Genomic DNA, 19,729 nt, shown 5'->3' with positions numbered 1-19,729 from the left:
AGCACGCGGCCTGATCGGGTGCGCATAGTAAAGGACCCCTTGGGCGTTCGCGTGGCGCGCCCTGCCCATGTCGCCCGCTACACCTGGCAGCGCGTCGCGGACGGCGTGGAACACGTCTACCGGCTCGCGTCCGTCAGCCAGGGACGTTCGCCGAGCAGGGTGAGGCCCGTCTGGGCAGTTCCGGCGATCGCCGGCGCGTACCTGTTCGAGCCGCTCGACGGTTCAGCCGGTCCGTCGGATGACCGCCAGATACATCGCGTCGGTCCCGTGCAGATGCGGCCACAGCTGGACGTCGGGACCGTCCCCGAGGGCCGGGACTCCCGGGAACAGCGGCCGGGCGTCGACGAGTTCGGTCTGCGGGAACTGCTTGAGGAGGTCGGCGACGACGGCCCGGGTCTCGGCGAGGTGGGGCGAGCAGGTGGCGTACCCGACGACACCGCCGACCCGTACGGCCTCCAGGGCGCTGCGCAGCAGACCGCGCTGCAGCGGAGCGAACCCCTCCAGGTCCTCCGGCCGGCGCCGCCACCGTGCCTCGGGACGCCGCCGCAGGGCGCCAAGACCGGTGCAGGGCACGTCCATCAGGACGCGGTCGAAGCTCCCGGGGCGCCACGGCGGCCGGGTCCCGTCGGCGGCGATCACCTGGTACGGCCCGGGGTTCCCGTCGAGCGCCCTGGCGACGAGCCCGGCCCGGTGGGGCTGCTTCTCGGAGGCGAGCAGGAAGGCCCCGCGCTCGGCGGCGAGGGCGCCGAGCAGCGCCGCCTTGCCACCGGGACCGGCGCACCCGTCGAGCCACTTCTCGTCCGGACCCTCCAGGGGCGCGTTGGCCAGCGCCAGCGCGACGAGCTGGCTGCCCTCGTCCTGCACACCGGCCCGTCCGTCCCGTACGGCGTCGATGGCGCCCGGCTCACCGCCCTCCGTGAGTCGCACGGCATACGGCGACCAGCGGCCCGCCACTGCGGCCTCCTCGCGGAGCAGCTCCTCGGTCGTGGCCCGTCCCGGCCGGGCGACGAGGGTGACCTCGGGCCGCTCGTTGTCGGCCTCCAACAGGTCCTCGATGCCCGCCCGTCCGCCGCCCAGCGAGTCCCACAGCGCGGAGACGACCCACCGCGGGTGCGAGTGGACGACGGCGAGATGGTCCTCGGGGTCCTCGTCGTAGGGCGGCGCGATCTGCTCCAGCCACCCGTCCAGATCGTGCTGCGCGACCTTCCGCAGTACGGCGTTGACGAACTTGGCCCGCCCGTCGCCCAGCACCACCCGCGCCAGCTCCACGGACGCGGAGACGGCTGCGTGCGTGGGGATCCGCGTCCCGAGCAACTGGTGCGCGCCCAGGCTCAGCACGTCGAGCACCGGCGGGTCCACGTCCTTCAGCGGCCGGTCGACACAGGCGGCGATGACGGCGTCGTACGTCCCCTGCCGCCGCAGCGTCCCGTACACCAACTCGGTGGCGAGGGCCGCGTCCCGGCCGTCGAACGTGTCGGGCCCCTCCTTCTCCCGCGCCTTGCGCAGCAGCGGCGGCAGTACGAGGTTGGCATACGCGTCCCGCTCGTCCACGGCGCGCAGCGCCTCGAAGGCGAGGATGCGGACGGGGTCCTTCTGGGGCCGACGGTAGGGCTTGCGGGGCCGACGGGAGGTGTCGCTCACGAAAAAGGTGCTCCGGCTTGCTGGGTGAGAGGTGCACCCAGCGTACGTCGCACGCCCGACCCCGTGTGCGAGGTGTTTGCGAACCCTCTCCGAGGCCCTTCCCGAGCCGCTCAGCCCCCGAGCCGCTCCGTGTCCGCGATCCGCACCCCGCGGGCCCAGTCCGCCGCGCGCATCGGCTTCTTGCCCTGTGCCTGCACCCACAGCAGCTCCACGGCGTACGAGCCGGTGCCGACGTGGACACTGTTCTTGCCGACGGCGAGCGTGCCCGGTGCGAGGTCGTCGCGCTCCGGAACCGGCTTGACCTGGATGAGCTTGAGCCGCTCGTCCCGGAACGTGGTCCAGGCACCGGGTGCCGGAGTACACCCGCGCACCACCCGGTCCACCCGCAGGGCGGGGGCGGCCCAGTCGACCCGGGCGTCCTCCACGGTGATCTTCGGCGCGAGGGTGATGCCCTCGGCCGGCTGCGGTACGGCCTTCAGCGTGCCGTCCTCGATCCCGTCCATGGTCGCCGCGAGCAGCCCCGCACCGGCGAAGGCGAGCCGGGTCAGCAGGTCACCGCTGGTGTCGGTGGGCCGGACCGGCTCGGTCACGGTCCCGTACACGGGCCCGGAGTCGAGCCCCTCCTCGATCAGGAAGGTGGACGCTCCCGTGATCTCGTCACCCGCCATGACGGCGTGCTGCACGGGTGCGGCCCCGCGCCAGGAGGGCAGCAGCGAGAAGTGCAGGTTGACCCAGCCGTGAGCCGGCACATCGAGCGCGACCCTCGGCAGCAGGGCGCCGTAGGCGACGACGGGACAGCAGTCGGGCCCGATCTCCCTCAACCGCTCCAGGAACTCCGGGTCCCGCGGCTTGGCCGGCTTCAGGATTTCGATCCCGGCCTCTTCCGCCCGCTCGGCGACCGGCGACGCCACGAGCCGCCGCCCCCGCCCGGCCGGCGCGTCGGGCCGCGTCACCACCGCGGCCACCTCATGCCGCCCCGACTCGATCAAGGCGTCCAGAGCGGGAACAGCAACCTCAGGAGTACCGGCGAAGACAAGCTTCATGGGCAAGCGGACCCTCTCGAACGGACCGAGTAAACCGACGCACAAGTCTATGGCCGAACCCCCCGCCCGTTGACGGCCGACCTGACCGCCGCCGTGGGTGGTGCGCAGGGGGAGAACACCCCCAGGGGGCGTACGCATATGCCCATACGCCCCCACACCGTGACCAGCGAAGCTCATCCGCGTTGGTCAAGAACGAGTTGACCACAACGGGCCGCCTTCGCCGCCCGCCCCTTTCAATGCAACGCCGGTTCGAGAGGCTTGTTCATGGCCGACCACGCAACCCACGACGCCCAGGCCCGGGCCAGCCTGCACTTGCTGGTGCGGGACATCGAGCGGGTCCGCCGACAGGTGGACGCGCTGCGCACCCTCACCGCCCAACTGGGCAACGTCTACCGCCCACGCCGCTCCGGCCCCTCCACGGGCTTCGTCGTCTACGGACGCGCGCCCGCCCCGACGGTCCGTCTCGCCCAGGAACTGCGGGACAGCGTCGAGACCCTGGTCACGGCCGCGGTCGACTTCGACCGCTCACTCGGCTTCTCCTGGGACGCGGTGGGCTCCGCCCTCGGAGTCACCAAGCAGGCGGTCCACCGCCGCTACGGCGCCCGCCGTGCCGCCGCCCAGGCGGCCGCCGAGGCCGAGCGCGCCACGGAGCCGTCCGGCAGCCGCACGGTCAGTGTGGGCACCGGCATCCCGGCCCCCACGGTCCCCGCGGCCCGTGCCATGCCGACCCAGCCGACGGCGGGCAGCCCGTCCTTGCGCGACGAGACCAGGCCGACGGCCTTCCCGGGCCCCCGCAACGGCTGACCTGACGCGCACCCCTCATACCCCGCCCTCCCGAGACCCCCCGTGCCCGGGAGGGCGGACGCACATCACACCGCACATCCCGACGGTGGCGTCACCCGATGTCCGGCGGATCGATCCGCACCCACACCCGCAGCCCGGCCTCTCCCCCGCCCCGCGCCATCCGAGCCGCCTGCGCGGCCTTCAGCGCGGAGGCGAGGGCGGCACCCCTGCCCGGCGGCACCCGTACCAGCGCCCGCTCCCAGTGCTCCCCGGGAGGCGGCGCCCCGGGCCGCCGCGGTCGCCCCGCCTCGCTGACGGGCAACGGCACGGGCCCCAGCACCTCCGCCTGCGGGGGCAGTTCGACCGCAGCGAGGAACTCGGCGACGGCCTCCACCGTCCCCGACACGGCCGCCATCCGCGACACCGGCGGAAATCCCAGCTCGGCCCGCTCGCCGAGCTCCCGCACCGCATGCCCGACGGGATCCCACCGCACCAGCGCCTGCACGGGCCGCAACGTGGGCTCGGCGACGACGGCCACCGTCCCGCCGTCCCCCTGAGGCCGTACGAGCGCTGCGGCCGCGATCCACCGCCGCAGCGCGTCCTCCCCGGCCCGCAGATCGGGCCGCCCGAGCATGGCCCACCCGTCCAGCAGCAGCGCCGCCGCGTACCCGCCCTCGGCGACGGGCTCGGCCCCCGGTGTGCTCACGACCAGCGCGGGCGCCCCCGGCACGGTGTCCAGTACGTGTTCGCGCCCCGACGTCCGCACGGGCACGGCCGGAAACGCCCGCCCCAGTTCCTCGGCGGTGCGCCGCGCCCCCACGACCTGGGCCCGCAGCCGGAAGGCCCCGCACTCCGGACAGTGCCACGCGCTCTCCTCCCGCCCGCACCACCCGCACCACAGAGCACCACTGCCCGTGCCGACCGCACTCCCCGCGCCGCCCATGCCCCCCTCACGCGCCTCCAACGGCCCGGAACAGTGCCTGCACCGGGCCGGCGCCCGGCACTGCGCACAGGCCATCCGCGGCACGTACCCCCGCCGGGGCACCTGCACGAGTACCGGCCCGCTGCGCAGCCCGTCCCTGACCACCTGCCAGGCGAGGGTCGGCAGCCGGGCGGCCCGGGCGGCCTCGTCGCGCGCGAGATCCTGGTCGCCCACGGTCCGTACGAGCGGTGCCACGCGCCGCACCCGCTCCCGTGAAGCGACCAGCGGCCGGGCCCACCCGCTCTCCACGAGCTGGGCCGCCTCCACCGTGCAGCTCCAGCTCCCCAGCAGGAAACCGCACTTGTCCTGAGCGGCCCGCAGCAGCAGCACCTCACGGGCGTGCGGCTGCGGAGCGTGCTGCTCGCTGTGGCTGTCGTCCCCGTCGTCCCAGAGCACGACGAGCCCGAGATCCCCTACCGGAGCGAACATGGCGGCCCGCGTCCCCACGACGGCCCGTACGGACCCGCGCCGCACCGCGAGCCATTCCCGGTACCTCTTCTCGGGCCCGGCGTCGGCGGTCAGCAAGGCATGCCGGCCCTCCCCCAGGAGCGAGGTCAACGCGGCGTCGACCCGCGTGGCGGCCCGTCCGTCGGGCACCACGACGAGTGCCCCGCGCCCGGAGGCCAGCGTGGCCGCGACGGCTCGCGCGATCTCCTCGCTCCACTCCGGCCCGGGCAGCGCGTTCCAGACGGCGCGGGGAGTGTTCCCGGAGGCCAGCGCCTCGAGAAACGCGCCCCCGCGCTCGTACCGCGCCCAGGACCCCACCGTCGGCGCCCCCGGCGGGGGCAGGGGCGCGGGTGAGGGCCGCTGCTCGGCCCGCGCGCTGCGCGGCGGCACCGCCAGCTGCAGCACATCGGCCAGGCTTCCCGCATACCGGTCGGCAACGGCCCGCGCCAGCCCGAGCAGTTCCGGACCCAGCACGGGCTCGGGCGAGACGACCTGGGCGAGCGCGGCCAGCGGCCCGGAGTAGTCGGACTCGGCGAGCCGCTCGACGAGGAACCCGTCGATGAGCCCCCCGCCCTCGCGCCGCCCGTCCCGCACCCGATGCCGACCGGCCCCGAACCGCACCCGCACCCGGACACCGGGCTGGGCCTCGGCGTCGAGCTCCTCGGGGACGGCGTAGTCGAAGTACCGGTCGAGATGCAGCACACCCTTGTCGACCAGTACCCGAGCGACCGGCAGCTCCTTGGCCAGCGCGGCCCCCCGCCACGTCCGCGGCTTGGCCCGCGGCGCCTTCGCCTTGCGCACACTCTCCCGGATGAACGCGAGCTGCTCCGGCGGCGCGCCCTCCACGGACCCGCCGTCCCCCTGCCCGTTCTCGCTGCTCACACCTGCATTCTTACCAAACCGCACTGACAACCAGGGGCGCCCCGAGGCGCCCCGGCGTCGTCCCTCCCGAGATCAAGTCGGCGGCGGCACAGACCTGCTGAGTTTCACCGCACGCCCGAAGACGCGCTCCACCGAAGTAACCGCGACCTTCGCACCGGGAGAGCGCCGGCGTACGAGCCCCCGGTCCGCGCCACCAGCGAATTGCGCTGAGCGACTTCCGCTGCACGCCGTGCGCACGCAAACGCACCGGGGCCCGGCCTCCTCCAGGAGACCGGGCCCCGGCATGTCGCTCGGTGCGGGTGACTACAGGCCCGCGGCCTCACGCAGCGCGTCCACGCGGTCCGTGCGCTCCCAGGTGAACTCGGGGATCTCGCGGCCGAAGTGGCCGTACGCGGCGGTCTGGGCGTAGATCGGGCGGAGGAGGTCGAGGTCGCGGATGATGGCGGCCGGGCGGAGGTCGAAGACGTCGTCGATCGCCTTCTCGATCTTCTCCACGTCGATCTTGGCGGTGCCGAAGGTCTCGACGAAGAGGCCGACCGGCTCGGCCTTGCCGATCGCGTAGGCGACCTGGACCTCGCAGCGGGACGCCAGGCCCGCGGCGACGACGTTCTTCGCGACCCAGCGCATCGCGTACGCCGCGGAGCGGTCCACCTTGGACGGGTCCTTGCCGGAGAAGGCGCCGCCGCCGTGGCGGGCCATGCCGCCGTAGGTGTCGATGATGATCTTGCGGCCGGTGAGGCCGGCGTCGCCCATCGGGCCGCCGATCTCGAAACGGCCGGTCGGGTTGACCAGCAGGCGGTAGTTCTCGGTGTCCAGCTTGATGCCCTCGTCCAGGAGCGCCTTCAGCTCCGGCTCCACGACGAACTCGCGGATGTCGGGCGACAGGAGGGAGTCCAGGTCGATGTCGGAGGCGTGCTGGGAGGAGACGACGACGGTGTCGAGACGGACCGCCTTGTCGCCGTCGTACTCGATGGTGACCTGCGTCTTGCCGTCGGGGCGCAGGTAGGGGATCGTGCCGTTCTTGCGGACGTCCGACAGGCGCTTCGAGAGTCGGTGCGCGAGGAAGATCGGCAGCGGCATCAGCGTGGGCGTCTCGTCGGCGGCGTAGCCGAACATCAGGCCCTGGTCACCGGCGCCCTGGCGGTCCAGCTCGTCCTCGTCGCCCTCGACGCGGGACTCGTACGCCGTGTCGACACCCTGCGCGATGTCCGGGGACTGCGAGCCGATGGAGACCGACACGCCGCAGGAGGCGCCGTCGAAGCCCTTCTTGGAGGAGTCGTAGCCGATCTCGAGGATCTTGTCCCGCACGAGCTGGGGGATCGGGGCGTAGGCCTTGGTGGTGACCTCTCCGGCCACGTGCACCAGACCGGTCGTGATCAGGGTCTCGACGGCGACCCGGGAGGTCGGGTCCTCGCGCAGAAGCGCGTCGAGAATGGTGTCGCTGATCTGGTCAGCGATCTTGTCGGGGTGACCCTCGGTCACGGACTCCGAAGTGAACAGGCGACGGGACACAACGCTCCCTGGGGTTGCAGCGGCTGCTGGCTGATCATTGGTGGACGGGGCGGGAGCTGCGCCCGCCGTCGTCCAAGAACAGTTTATCGGTCGAGCTCGGCCACGGTCCTCCCTGTCTCGCCTCTCGGAAGTGCTGTGACCTGCGGCACAGGCATTCTGCACAATGGCAAGCGTCCTTGGCCAGGGGCGCCACGCCAGTATGCAAGGTTCGCAAGGGCCGTGGAACTGAGGAACGCTCAGCTCAGGCGTCCCACCACAAGGTCCCACACGGTGTCCGCCAGGTCCTCCTTCGGGCCGTGCGGCACGGGGGTCTCGCTGCCGTCGGCGCCCAGGACGACCGCCTCGTTCTCCTCGGAACCGAAGGTCTTGCGCTCGCCCACTTCGTTCACCACCAGCAGGTCACAGCCCTTGCGGTCGAGCTTCGACCGACCGTTGGCCAGGACGTCGTCGGTCTCGGCGGCGAAGCCGACGATCACCTGTCCAGGGCGGGCCCGTTCGGATGAGATCTCCGCGAGGATGTCTGGATTACGCACGAGGACGACGGGTTCCGGGTCCTGGCCGTCCTTTTTCTTGATCTTCCCGGCCGCGTACGTCTCCGGGCGGAAGTCGGCGACCGCCGCGGCCATGACGACGGCGTCGGCGTCGGCGGCCGCCTTCAGCACCGCCTCGCGCAGCTGCACGGCCGTGCCGACCGGGACGACGTCCACGCCGGCCGGGTCCGGCAGGCTCGCGTTCGCGGCGATCAGCGTGACCCGGGCGCCCCGCGCGGCGGCCGTACGGGCGAGGGCGTAGCCCTGCTTGCCGGAGGAGCGGTTGCCGAGGAAGCGGACGGGGTCGAGGGGCTCGCGGGTGCCTCCGGCACTGACGACGACGTGCCGCCCGACGAGGTCCGGTCCGCTCACTCCGCGCGCGAGTACCCGGCGGCAGACCTCGAAGATCTCGCCGGGATCGGGGAGCCTGCCCTTGCCGGTGTCGACGCCGGTGAGGCGGCCGACGGCCGGCTCGATGACGACGGCGCCACGGCGGCGCAGCGTCGCCACGTTCTCCTGGGTGGCCGGGTGCTCCCACATCTCCGTGTGCATGGCCGGGGCGAAGACGACCGGGCAGCGCGCCGTGAGCAGCGTGTTGGTGAGGAGGTCGTCGGCCAGACCGTGGGCGGCCTTGGCGAGCGTGTCGGCGGTGGCCGGGGCGACGACGACGAGGTCGGCGTGCTGGCCGATGCGGACGTGCGGGACCTCGTGGACGTCGTCCCACACCTCGGTGGAGACCGGGTTGCCGGAGAGCGCGGACCAGGTGGCGGCGCCCACGAAGTGCAGGGCGGAGGCCGTGGGCACGACCCGGACGTCGTGACCGGACTCCGTCAGCCTGCGCAGCAGCTCACAGGCCTTGTACGCGGCGATGCCACCGCTGACCCCCAGGACGACCTTCGGCTTGTCCACCGTCTCTCCCCGGCTCGGAAACGTATGACGTCCATGACACACCACAGGCCCGGCAGCACGACTGCCGGGCCTGTGGAAAACCAAGCTGAAAAAACTACTGCGCCGGGCCCTCGACGGCCTCGGAGGTCAGCAGCCCCGCGTTGATCTCGCGCAGGGCGATCGAGAGCGGCTTCTCGTGTACGTGGGTGTCGACGAGCGGACCGACGTACTCGAGGAGACCCTCGCCGAGCTGCGAGTAGTACGCGTTGATCTGACGGGCACGCTTGGCCGCGTAGATCACGAGGCTGTACTTCGAGTCGGTGGCCTCGAGGAGCTCGTCGATCGGCGGGTTGATGATGCCCTCGGGCGCGGAGATGGAAGAGGACACGCTCTACCTTCCGATGGATGGGAAAGAATCAGGGAAGTGTGACCTTCACGATCACACGACATCCATCAAGGCTAGCAGCTCGCGCGCCACATCCTCGACGGAGGTGTTGACCAGGGTCACGTCGAACTCCGGCTCGGCCGCCAGCTCGATCTTGGCGGCTTCGAGACGGCGCTCGATCACCTCGGGCGGCTCGGTGCCCCGTCCGGTGAGCCTGCGCACCAGCTCCTCCCAGGAGGGAGGAGCCAGGAACACGAGCTGGGCCTCCGGCATGGTCTCGCGGACCTGCCGGGCGCCCTGGAGGTCGATCTCCAGGAGGACGGGCTCCCCCGCCTCCAGCCGCTCCAGCACGCCACCACGCGGTGTGCCGTAGCGGTTGCCGGCGAACTCGGCCCACTCGAGCAGTTCGCCGTTGGCGATCAGCTTGTCCATCTCGTCGTCGGTGACGAAGAAGTAGTGGACTCCGTGCTGCTCGCCGGGGCGGGGCTTGCGGGTCGTCGCCGACACCGAGAGCCAGACCTCGGGGTGTTCCTTGCGCATATGGGCGACGACCGTGCTCTTGCCGACCCCTGAGGGGCCGGAGAGCACGGTCAGCCGCGGACGTACGTCCGGGGGCTCGGGGGTCGCCCCCCGGAATGTTGCAGCCATGCAGCGATTATTCCAGCAATCCCGGAGTGCCCGGGACTCCCTTCCGGGTGGTGCCCGGGATCAGGAGCCGGTACTGCCGAACTCACGCTCCAGGGAGGCGATCTGGTTGGACCCGAGACCGCGCACGCGGCGGCTCTCGGAGATACCGAGTCGCTCCATGATCTGCTTGGCGCGGACCTTGCCCACGCCCGGCAGGGACTCCAGGAGGGCGGAGACCTTCATCTTGCCGATGACGTCGTTCTCCTGGCCCTGCTTGATGACCTCGTGAAGGGAGGCGCCGGAGTGCTTCAGTCGATTCTTGACCTCGGCCCGCTCCCGGCGAGCCGCGGCGGCCTTTTCGAGCGCGGCTGCGCGCTGTTCGGGGGTAAGGGGCGGAAGAGCCACGCCTACGTCACCTCGGATGTCGAACTGTCGGATACGGACCGGTGAGGAACCTAGTCGCCCCACACCTGGTGAGCCACGAGCAACACGCTTGCCCGTTGACTCTCGTCGGAGACTAGCGGGCAAGTCCGCCGGAGTCAGCGAGAACAGCGGAAAAGTCCTGGTCAGCCTCTGTCAGGACAGGATATTTCAGACATACTGCCCTGGATTTGAGGATGTATCCAGCCTCAAGCCGACCACGGGGACCTGCGACACCACCCGCCCGAGGCCTCGAACAGGTGGCCGCAACCCCTCAGCCGGCCGTCACCGCGGCCCGGATCTCCTCAGCGAAACGGTCCGCGGCGTCACGCAGAGCGACCACGTCGGGACCCTGGCGCAACACTCCCCGGCTGACGTTCGGCACCACATTGCGCACGGCCCCGCCGAAGACCGCTGGCAGATCCGCCGGGGTGGCCCCCTGCGCACCGATGCCGGGCGCGAGGAGTGGGCCGTTGATGTCGAGGTCGTACGACGACAGGTCGCCGAGCGTGGCGCCGACGACCGCGCCGAAGGACCCCAGGGGCGCCTCCCCCGCGTTCTCGGCCGCCAGGTGTCCCAGCATGGTCGCGCCGATGTTCCGGCCGTCCGCCCGCACCGCGTGCTGGACCTCGCCGCCCTCCGGGTTCGAGGTCAGCGCCAGCACGAACAGGCCCGTACCGCTCTGCCGCGCCAGCGCGACGGCCGGGCTCAGCGAGCCGTAGCCGAGGTACGGCGAGACGGTGAGGGCGTCCGAGAACAGCGGGGCGTCCTTGTGCAGGAACGACTCGGCGTACGCGGCCATGGTCGAGCCGATGTCGCCGCGCTTGGCGTCCATCAGCACCAGCGCGCCGGCCGCCCGGGCCTCCTGGACCGACTTCTCCAGCACGGCGACGCCTCGTGATCCGAAGCGCTCGAAGAACGCGCTCTGCGGCTTCAGCACGGCGACCCGGTCGGCCATGGCCTCGACCACGGTCCGGCTGAACCGCTCCAGGCCCGCCACGTCGTCGTTCAGGCCCCACTCCGCGAGCAGGGAGGCGTGCGGGTCGATGCCGACGCAGAGCGGGCCGCGCTCGTCCATCGCGCGGCGCAGCCGGGCGCCGAAGGGTTCGAGAGCGCTCATGCGGCCTTCCCCGCCTTCCTGACGTCCGCGCCGACCGCGTCGGCGAGGGTGGCGTACGGGCTCGTGCGCAGGCGCGCGGCGAGCCCCTTGTGGATGGCCCGGCCCCAGAGAGGCCCCTCGTAGACGAAGGCGCTGTAGCCCTGGACCAGGGTGGCGCCCGCCAGGATGCGCTGCCAGGCGTCCTCGGCGTTCTCGATGCCGCCGACGCCCACCAGGGTGATCCGGTCGCCCACGCGCGCGTAGAGGCGGCGCAGCACCTCCAGGGAGCGCGCCTTGAGCGGTGCACCGGAGAGGCCGCCGGCCTCCTTCACCAGCGAGGGTTCGGATTCCAGACCGAGCCCCTCGCGCGCGATGGTGGTGTTGGTGGCGATGATCCCGTCCAGGCCGAGCTCCACCGCCAGGTCGGCCACCGCGTCGACGTCCTCGTCGGCGAGGTCCGGGGCGATCTTCACCAGCAGCGGCACGCGACGGGACGGCACCGTACGGTCCGCGGCCTCCCGGACGGCGCTCAGCAGCGGCCGCAGCGCCTCCGTGGCCTGGAGGTTGCGCAGACCCGGCGTATTGGGCGACGACACGTTCACGACCAGGTAGTCCGCGTACGGCGCGAGCCGCTCGGCCGACTTCACGTAGTCGCCGACGGCCTCCTCCTCGGGCACGACCTTGGTCTTGCCGATGTTGACCCCCACGACGGTCCTGAAGACGGGCGTACGGGAGGCCAGACGGGCCGCGACGGCCAGCGAACCCTCGTTGTTGAAGCCCATGCGGTTGATCAGCGCCCGGTCCTTCACGAGCCGGAACAGCCGCTTCTTCGGGTTGCCCGGCTGGGGCTCCCCGGTGACCGTGCCGATCTCGACGTGGTCGAAGCCGAGCATCGACATCCCGTCGATGGCGACCGCGTTCTTGTCGAAGCCGGCGGCGAGCCCGAAGGGGCCGTGCATGCGCAGCCCGAACGCCTCGGTGCGCAGCTCCTTGTAGCGGGGTGCGAGCACCGCCGCGACGAAGGTGCGCAGCACGGGAACGCGGACGGCCAGGCGGATCCAGCGGAAGGCCAGGTGGTGGGCCTGCTCGGGGTCCATGCGCCGGAAGACGAGACGGAAGAAGAGTGTGTACATGGTGTCCTCACGAAGAGGGGGACACCGTCTGACGGTGTCCCCCTCAGGGCTGCTAGTCGCGGGCCGCGGTCAGGTGTTCCGCGTGTTCCTGGAGCGAACGGACGCCCACGTCGCCGTGGTTGAGGGCGTCGATGCCCTGGACGGCGGCGGCGAGCGCCTGGACCGTCGTCAGACACGGCACGGACCGCGCCACGGCCGCCGTACGGATCTCGTAGCCGTCGAGGCGGCCGCCGGTGCCGTACGGGGTGTTGACGATGAGGTCGACCTCACCGTCGTGGATGAGCTGGACGATGGTCTTCTCGCCGTTCGGACCGGTGCCCTCGTACTGCTTGCGCACGACCGTGGCCTTGATGCCGTTGCGCTTGAGGACCTCGGCGGTGCCGGAGGTGGCGAGCAGTTCGAAGCCGTGCGCGACCAGTTCACGAGCGGGGAAGATCATCGACCGCTTGTCGCGGTTGGCGACGGAGATGAAGGCACGGCCCTTCGTCGGCAGCGGACCGTACGCGCCGGCCTGCGACTTGGCGTAGGCCGTGCCGAAGACGGAGTCGATGCCCATGACCTCGCCGGTGGAGCGCATCTCGGGGCCGAGGACGGTGTCGACGCCGCGGCCGGAGGTGTCCCGGAAGCGGGTCCACGGCATCACGGCCTCCTTGACGGAGATCGGCGCGTCCAGCGGCAGCTCGCCGCCGTCGCCGGTCGCCGGGAGGAGTCCCTCGGCGCGCAGCTCGGCGACGGTCGCGCCCAGGGAGATCCGGGCGGCGGCCTTCGCCAGCGGCACCGCGGTCGCCTTCGAGGTGAAGGGGACGGTGCGCGAGGCGCGCGGGTTGGCCTCCAGGACGTAGAGGATGTCGCCGGCCATCGCGAACTGGATGTTGATCAGGCCGCGGACGCCGACGCCCTTGGCGATGGCCTCGGTCGAGGCGCGCAGGCGCTTGATGTCGAAGCCGCCGAGGGTGATCGGGGGCAGGGCGCACGCCGAGTCGCCGGAGTGGATGCCGGCCTCCTCGATGTGCTCCATGACGCCGCCGAGGTAGAGCTCCTGGCCGTCGTAGAGCGCGTCGACGTCGATCTCGATCGCGTCGTCGAGGAAGCGGTCGACCAGGACCGGCCGGGAGGGGCTGATCTCGGTCGACTCCTCGATGTAGGCCGACAGACGGGTCTCGTCGTAGACGATCTCCATGCCGCGACCGCCGAGGACGTAGGAGGGCCGTACGAGGACCGGGTAGCCGATCTCGTCGGCGATGGTCTTGGCCTCGGCGAAGGTGGTGGCGGTGCCGTGCTTGGGGGCCGGCAGGCCGGCCTCGGCGAGGACACGCCCGAAGGCTCCGCGGTCCTCGGCCGCGTGGATGGCCTCGGGCGGAGTGCCGACGACCGGCACGCCGTTGTCCTTGAGCGCCTGCGCCAGGCCCAGCGGGGTCTGGCCGCCGAGCTGCACGACGACACCGGCGATCGGGCCGGCCTGCGCCTCCGCGTGGACGATCTCCAGCACGTCCTCCAGCGTCAGCGGCTCGAAGTACAGCCGGTCGGAGGTGTCGTAGTCGGTGGAGACGGTCTCCGGGTTGCAGTTGACCATCACGGTCTCGTAGCCCGCGTCGCTCAGCGCGAAGGAGGCGTGGACGCAGGAGTAGTCGAACTCGATGCCCTGGCCGATGCGGTTGGGGCCGGAGCCCAGGATGATGACCGCGGGCTTCTCGCGCGGCGCGACCTCGCTCTCCTCGTCGTAGGAGGAGTAGAAGTACGGCGTCCTGGCGGCGAACTCGGCGGCGCAGGTGTCGACCGTCTTGTAGACCGGGCGGACGCCCAGCGCGTGCCGGACCTCACGGACGACGTCCTCGCGCAGGTCGCGGATCTCGGCGATCTGCTGGTCGGAGAAGCCGTGCCGCTTGGCCTCGGCCAGCAGGTCGGCGTCCAGCCGGTCTGCGGCGGCCAGCTCGTCCGCGATCTCCTTGATCAGGAAGAGCTGGTCGACGAACCAGGGGTCGATCTTCGTGAACTCGAAGACCTCCTCGGGCGTGGCGCCCGCGCGGATGGCCTGCATGACGGTGTTGATACGGCCGTCGGTGGGCCGGACGGCGTCGCGCAGCAGCTCGTCCTTGTCGCCCGGGTCGCCGACGAAGGTGAACTGGCTGCCCTTCTTCTCCAGCGAGCGCAGCGCCTTCTGGAAGGCCTCGGTGAAGTTGCGGCCGATGGCCATGGCCTCGCCGACCGACTTCATGGTGGTCGTGAGGGTGGAGTCGGCGCTGGGGAACTTCTCGAAGGCGAACCGCGGGGCCTTGACCACCACGTAGTCGAGCGTCGGCTCGAAGGAGGCCGGGGTCTCCTGCGTGATGTCGTTGGGGATCTCGTCGAGGGTGTAGCCGACGGCGAGCTTGGCCGCGATCTTGGCGATCGGGAAGCCGGTCGCCTTGGAGGCGAGGGCCGAGGAGCGCGACACACGCGGGTTCATCTCGATGACGATCACGCGGCCGTCCTCGGGGTTCACCGCGAACTGGATGTTGCAGCCGCCGGTGTCGACCCCGACCTCGCGGATCACGGCGATGCCGATGTCACGCAGGATCTGGTACTCGCGGTCGGTCAGCGTCATCGCGGGGGCGACGGTGATCGAGTCGCCGGTGTGCACGCCCATGGGGTCGAAGTTCTCGATGGAGCAGACGACCACGACGTTGTCGTGCTTGTCGCGCATCAGCTCCAGCTCGTACTCCTTCCAGCCGAGGATGGACTCCTCCAGGAGCACCTCGGTGGTCGGGGACAGCGTGAGGCCCTGTCCTGCGATGCGGCGCAGCTCCTCCTCGTCGTGCGCGAAACCGGAGCCGGCGCCGCCCATGGTGAAGGACGGGCGGACGACGACGGGGTAGCCGCCGAGTTCCTCGACGCCCCGGAGGACGTCGTCCATGGAGTGGCAGATGACCGAGCGGGCGGACTCGCCGTGCCCGATCTTCGCCTTGACCGCCTCGACGACCAGCTTGAACTGGTCGCGGTCCTCGCCCTTGTGGATGGCCTCCACGTTGGCGCCGATCAGCTCGACGCCGTACTTCGCCAGGACGCCGTTCTCGTCCAGCGAGATGGCGGTGTTGAGGGCCGTCTGACCGCCCAGGGTGGGCAGCAGCGCGTCGGGGCGCTCCTTGGCGATGATCTTCTCGACGAACTCCGGGGTGATCGGCTCGACGTAGGTGGCGTCGGCGATCTCCGGGTCGGTCATGATCGTCGCCGGGTTGGAGTTCACGAGGATGACCCGCAGGCCCTCGGACTTCAGCACGCGGCACGCCTGGGTGCCGGAGTAGTCGAACTCGGCGGCCTGGCCGATGACGATCGGGCCGGAGCCGATGACCAGGACGGACTGGATATCGGTGCGCTTAGGCACGCTGGCCCTCCATCAGGACGGTGTTCATCAAAGACGTGAAGCGGTCGAACAGGTAGGCGGCGTCGTGCGGACCGGCGGCCGCTTCGGGGTGGTACTGGACGGAGAAGGCCGGCTGGTCGAGCAGCTGGAGCCCCTCCACGACGTCGTCGTTCAGGCAGACGTGCGAGACCTCGACGCGCCCGAACCGCGTCTCGCTGACCTTGTCGAGCGGCGCGTCCACGGCGAATCCGTGGTTGTGCGCGGTGACCTCGACCTTGCCGGTCGTACGGTCCTGCACCGGCTGGTTGATGCCGCGGTGGCCGTACTTCAGCTTGTAGGTGCCGAAGCCGAGGGCGCGGCCGAGGATCTGGTTGCCGAAGCAGATGCCGAACAGGGGCGTCCTGCGCTCCAGCACCTCGGTCATCAGCGCGACCGGGCCGTCCGCGGTGGCCGGGTCGCCGGGGCCGTTGGAGAAGAACACGCCGTCGGGGTTGACGGCGTACACCTCGTCCGCGGTGGCCGTCGCGGGCAGCACGTGCACCTCGATGCCGCGCTCGGCCATGCGGTGCGGGGTCATGCCCTTGATGCCCAGGTCGATGGCGGCGACGGTGAACCGTTTCTCGCCGACCGCGGGGACGACGTACGCCTCCTGGGTGGCGACCTCCTCGTAGAGGCTCGCGCCCTTCATGTGCGGCTGGGCCTGCACGCGCGCGAGGAGCTCGCTCTCCGGGGCGATCGCCTCGCCGGAGAAGATGCCGGCCCGCATCGAGCCGCGCTCGCGCAGGTGGCGGGTGAGCGCACGGGTGTCGATGCCGGAGATGCCGACCACGTTCTGGGCGACCAGCTCGTCGTCGAGGGAACGCTTGGCGCGCCAGTTGGAGGGCACGCGCGCGGGGTCGCGGACGACGTAGCCGGAGACCCAGATGCGGCGGGACTCGTCGTCCTCGTCGTTCCAGCCGGTGTTGCCGATCTGGGGGGCGGTCGCGACGACGATCTGCCGGTCGTACGACGGGTCGGTGAGGGTCTCCTGGTAGCCGGTCATGCCGGTGGAGAACACCGCTTCGCCGAAGGTCTCCCCCACGGCCCCGTAGGCACGGCCGCGGAAGACCCGGCCGTCCTCCAGGACGAGTACGGCGGGAACCTTCGAGGTTCCCCTGGTGGAGGTCGTCATCGTGCGCCTTCCGTCGTGTTGTCATTGATCATGGAGTTGATGGCGGCAACCCACTCGTTGTGCTCGGCCGCGTGGTCGGAGCGGAAGCCGGAGTCGATCAGCCGGTCGCCGTGCGCCCAGGTCACCACGAGCAGACCGCCCTCGGTGAGGACCTTGCCGGCGATGCCCTTGCCGAGCAGGGCCTCGCGCAGCGCGCCGACCGGGATGAAGAAGTCGGTCGCGCCGGGGCGTACGACGTCCAGGCCCGCGTCCGTCAGGGTGAGCTCGGCGCGGCTGCGGGTGCCGAGGCCGTGGGCCACGATGCGGTCCAGCCACTGACCGGCGGTGGTCGAGCCGTGGTAGCGGCCGCTCATCGTGAGCTTCGCCGCCCCCGGCTCGTCCGGCGCCGTCGGCAGCTCGGGCAGGTCGCCCTGGAGCGTGCCGCGCCACTTCCAGCCCTCGCGCATCAGCCAGTAGACCAGCGCGACGAAGAGGCCGAGGCCGACGACCCAGCCGACCCGCGCGGCCCAGTCGGTCACTTCGGCCGATTTCTGTTCGGCCGCGAGCAGTAGTGCAGCAGATGTCACGTCAGCTTCCCGTCCACGAGCGTGGCCTTGCCCCGGAGCCACGTGTGGGTGACACGGCCCGGCAGCTCACGCCCCTCGTAGGGGGTGTTGCGGCTGCGTGAGGCGAAGCCCGCGGGGTCCACCTGCCCACGGTATGCCGTGTCGACGAGCGTGAGGTTGGCGGGCTCACCTGCCGAGACGGGACGCCCGTGGCCCCCGACCTGCCCGATCCGGGCGGGCTTGAAGGACATGCGGTCGGCGACCTGGGCCCAGTCCAGCAGGCCCGTCTCGACCATCGTCTCCTGGACCACGGAGAGCGCGGTCTCCAGGCCGACCATGCCCATGGCGGCCGCGGCCCACTCGCAGTCCTTGTCCTCGTGCGGGTGCGGGGCGTGGTCGGTGGCGACGATGTCGATCGTGCCGTCGGCGAGCGCCTCGCGCAGGGCGTGCACGTCACGCTCGGTGCGCAGCGGCGGGTTGACCTTGTAGACGGGGTTGTACGTCCGGACCGACTCGTCGGTCAGCAGCAGGTGGTGCGGGGTGACCTCGGCGGTGACGTCGATACCGCGGGACTTGGCCCAGCGGACGATCTCGACGGAGCCGGCGGTCGACAGGTGGCAGATGTGGACGCGGGAGCCGACGTGCTCGGCGAGCAGGACGTCCCGGGCGATGATCGACTCCTCGGCCACCGCGGGCCAGCCGCCGAGCCCCAGCTCGGCGGAGACGATGCCCTCGTTCATCTGGGCGCCCTCGGTCAGCCGCGGCTCCTGCGCGTGCTGGGCGACGACCCCGCCGAACGCCTTCACGTACTCCAGGGCCCGCCGCATCATCACGGCGTCGTCGACGCACTTGCCGTCGTCGGAGAAGACGGTGACGCCGGCGGCCGACTCGTGCATGGCGCCCAGTTCGGCGAGCTTCCTGCCCTCCAGGCCGACGGTGACGGCGCCGATGGGCTGCACATCGCAGTAGCCGTGTTCCTGGCCGAGCCGGTAGACCTGCTCGACGACGCCGGCGGTGTCGGCGACCGGGAAGGTGTTGGCCATGGCGAACACGGCGGTGTAGCCGCCGGAGGCAGCCGCGCGGGTGCCGGTCAGGACGGTCTCGGAGTCCTCACGGCCGGGCTCGCGCAGATGGGTGTGCAGGTCGACCAGGCCCGGCAGCAGCACCTTGCCCGCCGCCTCCACGACCTCCGCGCCCTCGGCGTCGAGGCCGGTGCCGACCGCCTCGATGACCTCGCCGTCGATCAGCACGTCCTGCGGCTCGCCGCCGAGCACCTTCGCACCACGGATCAGGATCTTGCTCATGGTCGCTTACTTCTCCTCGGTGGAAGCGGTGGTACGGGCGTGGCTGACGGCGGGTTCGTTGCCGCCCAGGAGCAGGTACAGGACGGCCATGCGGATCGAGACCCCGTTGGCGACCTGTTCGACGACGGTGCAGCGGTCGGAGTCGGCGACCTCGGCGGTGATCTCCATGCCGCGGACCATCGGGCCGGGGTGCATCACGATGGCGTGCTCGGGCATCCGCGCCATGCGGTCGCCGTCGAGGCCGTAGCGGCGGGAGTACTCGCGCTCGGTGGGGAAGAACGCGGCGTTCATCCGCTCACGCTGCACGCGCAGCATCATCACCGCGTCCGACTTGGGCAGCGTGCTGTCGAGGTCGTAGGAGACCTCGCAGGGCCAGGTCTCGACGCCGACCGGCACCAGGGTGGGCGGAGCGACGAGGGTGACCTCGGCGCCGAGGGTGTGCAGCAGGTCGACGTTGGAGCGGGCGACCCGGCTGTGCAGGACGTCTCCGACGAGGGTGATGCGCTTGCCGGACAGGTCCTGCCCGATCCCGGCGTCCCGGCCGACCAGGCGCCGTCGCATCGTGAAGGCGTCCAGCAGGGCCTGGGTGGGGTGCTGGTGGGTGCCGTCGCCGGCGTTGACGACGACCGCGTCGATCCACCCGGAGTTGGCGAGGCGGTACGGCGCTCCGGAGGCGCCGTGCCGGATGACGACGGCGTCGACGCCCATGGCCTCCAGGGTCTGGGCGGTGTCCTTCAGGGACTCGCCCTTGGAGACGCTGGAGCCCTTGGCGGAGAAGTTGATGACGTCGGCGGAGAGACGCTTCTCGGCGGCCTCGAAGGAGATCCGGGTGCGGGTGGAGTCCTCGAAGAAGAGGTTGACGATCGTGCGGCCGCGCAGGGTCGGCAGTTTCTTGATCGGCCGGTCGGCGACCCGGGCCATCTCCTCGGCGGTGTCGAGGATGTGGACGGCGTCGTCGCGGGTGAGGTCGGCGGCCGAGATGAGATGACGCTGCATC

16 protein-coding genes are annotated in these 19,729 nt (G+C 71.4%); 1 reads left to right on the top strand and 15 read right to left on the bottom strand.

What is annotated here, in order from left to right; genetic code table 11:
- Positions 1–222 precede the first annotated feature (222 nt).
- Together IG99_RS06855 and fmt are read right to left on the bottom strand one after the other, a co-directional pair.
- Entirely contained in the window at positions 223–1,641 is a 1,419-nt protein-coding gene (locus tag IG99_RS06855; RefSeq protein ID WP_037670812.1) for an RsmB/NOP family class I SAM-dependent RNA methyltransferase, read from the bottom strand.
- Positions 1,642–1,751: 110 nt separating this feature from the next.
- Positions 1,752–2,684 carry a methionyl-tRNA formyltransferase gene (gene fmt / locus IG99_RS06850; protein ID WP_037670810.1) on the bottom strand — a complete coding sequence of 311 codons (933 nt, stop codon included), beginning with the start codon at positions 2,682–2,684 and terminating at the stop codon, positions 1,752–1,754.
- 264 nt (positions 2,685–2,948) lie between these two features.
- On the opposite strand from fmt, the gene IG99_RS06845 reads away from it, so the two are divergent.
- Positions 2,949–3,488: a hypothetical protein gene (locus IG99_RS06845; RefSeq protein ID WP_037670808.1), complete on the top strand. Its 540-nt coding sequence runs from the start codon at positions 2,949–2,951 to the stop codon at positions 3,486–3,488.
- 91 nt (positions 3,489–3,579) lie between these two features.
- Here IG99_RS06845 and IG99_RS06840 read toward each other — a convergent pair whose 3' ends face one another.
- From IG99_RS06840 to IG99_RS06780, 13 genes are all read right to left on the bottom strand, one after another.
- Entirely contained in the window at positions 3,580–5,778 is a 2,199-nt protein-coding gene (locus tag IG99_RS06840; protein ID WP_037670807.1) for a primosomal protein N', read from the bottom strand.
- A 303-nt stretch (positions 5,779–6,081) separates the two neighbouring features.
- A complete protein-coding gene (metK, locus tag IG99_RS06835) occupies positions 6,082–7,290 on the bottom strand; it encodes a methionine adenosyltransferase (protein ID WP_037670805.1) in 1,209 nt (402 codons plus the stop codon).
- A gap of 236 nt (positions 7,291–7,526) precedes the next feature.
- Positions 7,527–8,729: a bifunctional phosphopantothenoylcysteine decarboxylase/phosphopantothenate--cysteine ligase CoaBC gene (gene coaBC, locus IG99_RS06830; protein WP_037670804.1), complete on the bottom strand. Its 1,203-nt coding sequence runs from the start codon at positions 8,727–8,729 to the stop codon at positions 7,527–7,529.
- Between the two features lie 94 nt (positions 8,730–8,823).
- Complete coding sequence (gene rpoZ, locus IG99_RS06825; protein ID WP_003988945.1) at positions 8,824–9,096, bottom strand: DNA-directed RNA polymerase subunit omega; 273 nt, start codon at positions 9,094–9,096, stop codon at positions 8,824–8,826.
- A 51-nt stretch (positions 9,097–9,147) separates the two neighbouring features.
- Positions 9,148–9,741: a guanylate kinase gene (gene gmk / locus IG99_RS06820; protein WP_063768291.1), complete on the bottom strand. Its 594-nt coding sequence runs from the start codon at positions 9,739–9,741 to the stop codon at positions 9,148–9,150.
- 60 nt (positions 9,742–9,801) lie between these two features.
- Positions 9,802–10,125 (bottom strand): integration host factor, encoded by a 324-nt coding sequence (locus tag IG99_RS06815; RefSeq protein WP_003977346.1) that lies wholly within the window; start codon positions 10,123–10,125, stop codon positions 9,802–9,804.
- Positions 10,126–10,414: 289 nt separating this feature from the next.
- Positions 10,415–11,260: an orotidine-5'-phosphate decarboxylase gene (pyrF, locus tag IG99_RS06810; RefSeq protein WP_037670799.1), complete on the bottom strand. Its 846-nt coding sequence runs from the start codon at positions 11,258–11,260 to the stop codon at positions 10,415–10,417.
- Complete coding sequence (locus IG99_RS06805) at positions 11,257–12,372, bottom strand: quinone-dependent dihydroorotate dehydrogenase (protein WP_037670797.1); 1,116 nt, start codon at positions 12,370–12,372, stop codon at positions 11,257–11,259. Before IG99_RS06805 ends, pyrF begins: the two co-directional genes overlap by 4 nt.
- A gap of 52 nt (positions 12,373–12,424) precedes the next feature.
- Positions 12,425–15,733, bottom strand: coding sequence for a carbamoyl-phosphate synthase large subunit (gene carB / locus IG99_RS06800; protein ID WP_037670794.1), 3,309 nt, complete (start codon positions 15,731–15,733; stop codon positions 12,425–12,427).
- Positions 15,726–16,883: a glutamine-hydrolyzing carbamoyl-phosphate synthase small subunit gene (carA, locus tag IG99_RS06795; RefSeq protein WP_037670793.1), complete on the bottom strand. Its 1,158-nt coding sequence runs from the start codon at positions 16,881–16,883 to the stop codon at positions 15,726–15,728. Before carA ends, carB begins: the two co-directional genes overlap by 8 nt.
- Complete coding sequence (locus tag IG99_RS06790) at positions 16,880–17,449, bottom strand: PH-like domain-containing protein (protein ID WP_107055841.1); 570 nt, start codon at positions 17,447–17,449, stop codon at positions 16,880–16,882. Before IG99_RS06790 ends, carA begins: the two co-directional genes overlap by 4 nt.
- Positions 17,446–18,732, bottom strand: a complete 1,287-nt coding sequence (locus IG99_RS06785) for a dihydroorotase (RefSeq protein WP_037670791.1) — start codon at positions 18,730–18,732, stop codon at positions 17,446–17,448. The genes IG99_RS06790 and IG99_RS06785 overlap by 4 nt, the downstream gene beginning before the upstream one ends.
- Before the next feature lie 6 nt (positions 18,733–18,738).
- Complete coding sequence (locus tag IG99_RS06780) at positions 18,739–19,728, bottom strand: aspartate carbamoyltransferase catalytic subunit (protein ID WP_037670789.1); 990 nt, start codon at positions 19,726–19,728, stop codon at positions 18,739–18,741.
- Between the last annotated feature and the right edge of the window lies 1 nt (position 19,729).

This window comes from Streptomyces griseus subsp. griseus, from assembly GCF_000720255.1.
Lineage (GTDB): Bacteria > Actinomycetota > Actinomycetes > Streptomycetales > Streptomycetaceae > Streptomyces > Streptomyces griseus_I.
Note: the sequence above shows the minus strand (reverse complement) of the source record. Positions and strands in the feature narration are given on the sequence as shown.

What these genes read in the sequence shown, in the direction of transcription:
- IG99_RS06780 (WP_037670789.1), bottom strand. Translation starts at nt 19,728, where the DNA reads ATGCAGCGTCATCTCATCTCGGCCGCCGACCTCACCCGCGACGACGCC.
- IG99_RS06805 (WP_037670797.1), bottom strand. Translation starts at nt 12,372, where the DNA reads ATGTACACACTCTTCTTCCGTCTCGTCTTCCGGCGCATGGACCCCGAG.
- gmk (WP_063768291.1), bottom strand. Translation starts at nt 9,741, where the DNA reads ATGGCTGCAACATTCCGGGGGGCGACCCCCGAGCCCCCGGACGTACGT.
- carA (WP_037670793.1), bottom strand. Translation starts at nt 16,883, where the DNA reads ATGACGACCTCCACCAGGGGAACCTCGAAGGTTCCCGCCGTACTCGTC.
- IG99_RS06845 (WP_037670808.1), top strand. Translation starts at nt 2,949, where the DNA reads ATGGCCGACCACGCAACCCACGACGCCCAGGCCCGGGCCAGCCTGCAC.
- pyrF (WP_037670799.1), bottom strand. Translation starts at nt 11,260, where the DNA reads ATGAGCGCTCTCGAACCCTTCGGCGCCCGGCTGCGCCGCGCGATGGAC.
- IG99_RS06785 (WP_037670791.1), bottom strand. Translation starts at nt 18,732, where the DNA reads ATGAGCAAGATCCTGATCCGTGGTGCGAAGGTGCTCGGCGGCGAGCCG.
- fmt (WP_037670810.1), bottom strand. Translation starts at nt 2,684, where the DNA reads ATGAAGCTTGTCTTCGCCGGTACTCCTGAGGTTGCTGTTCCCGCTCTG.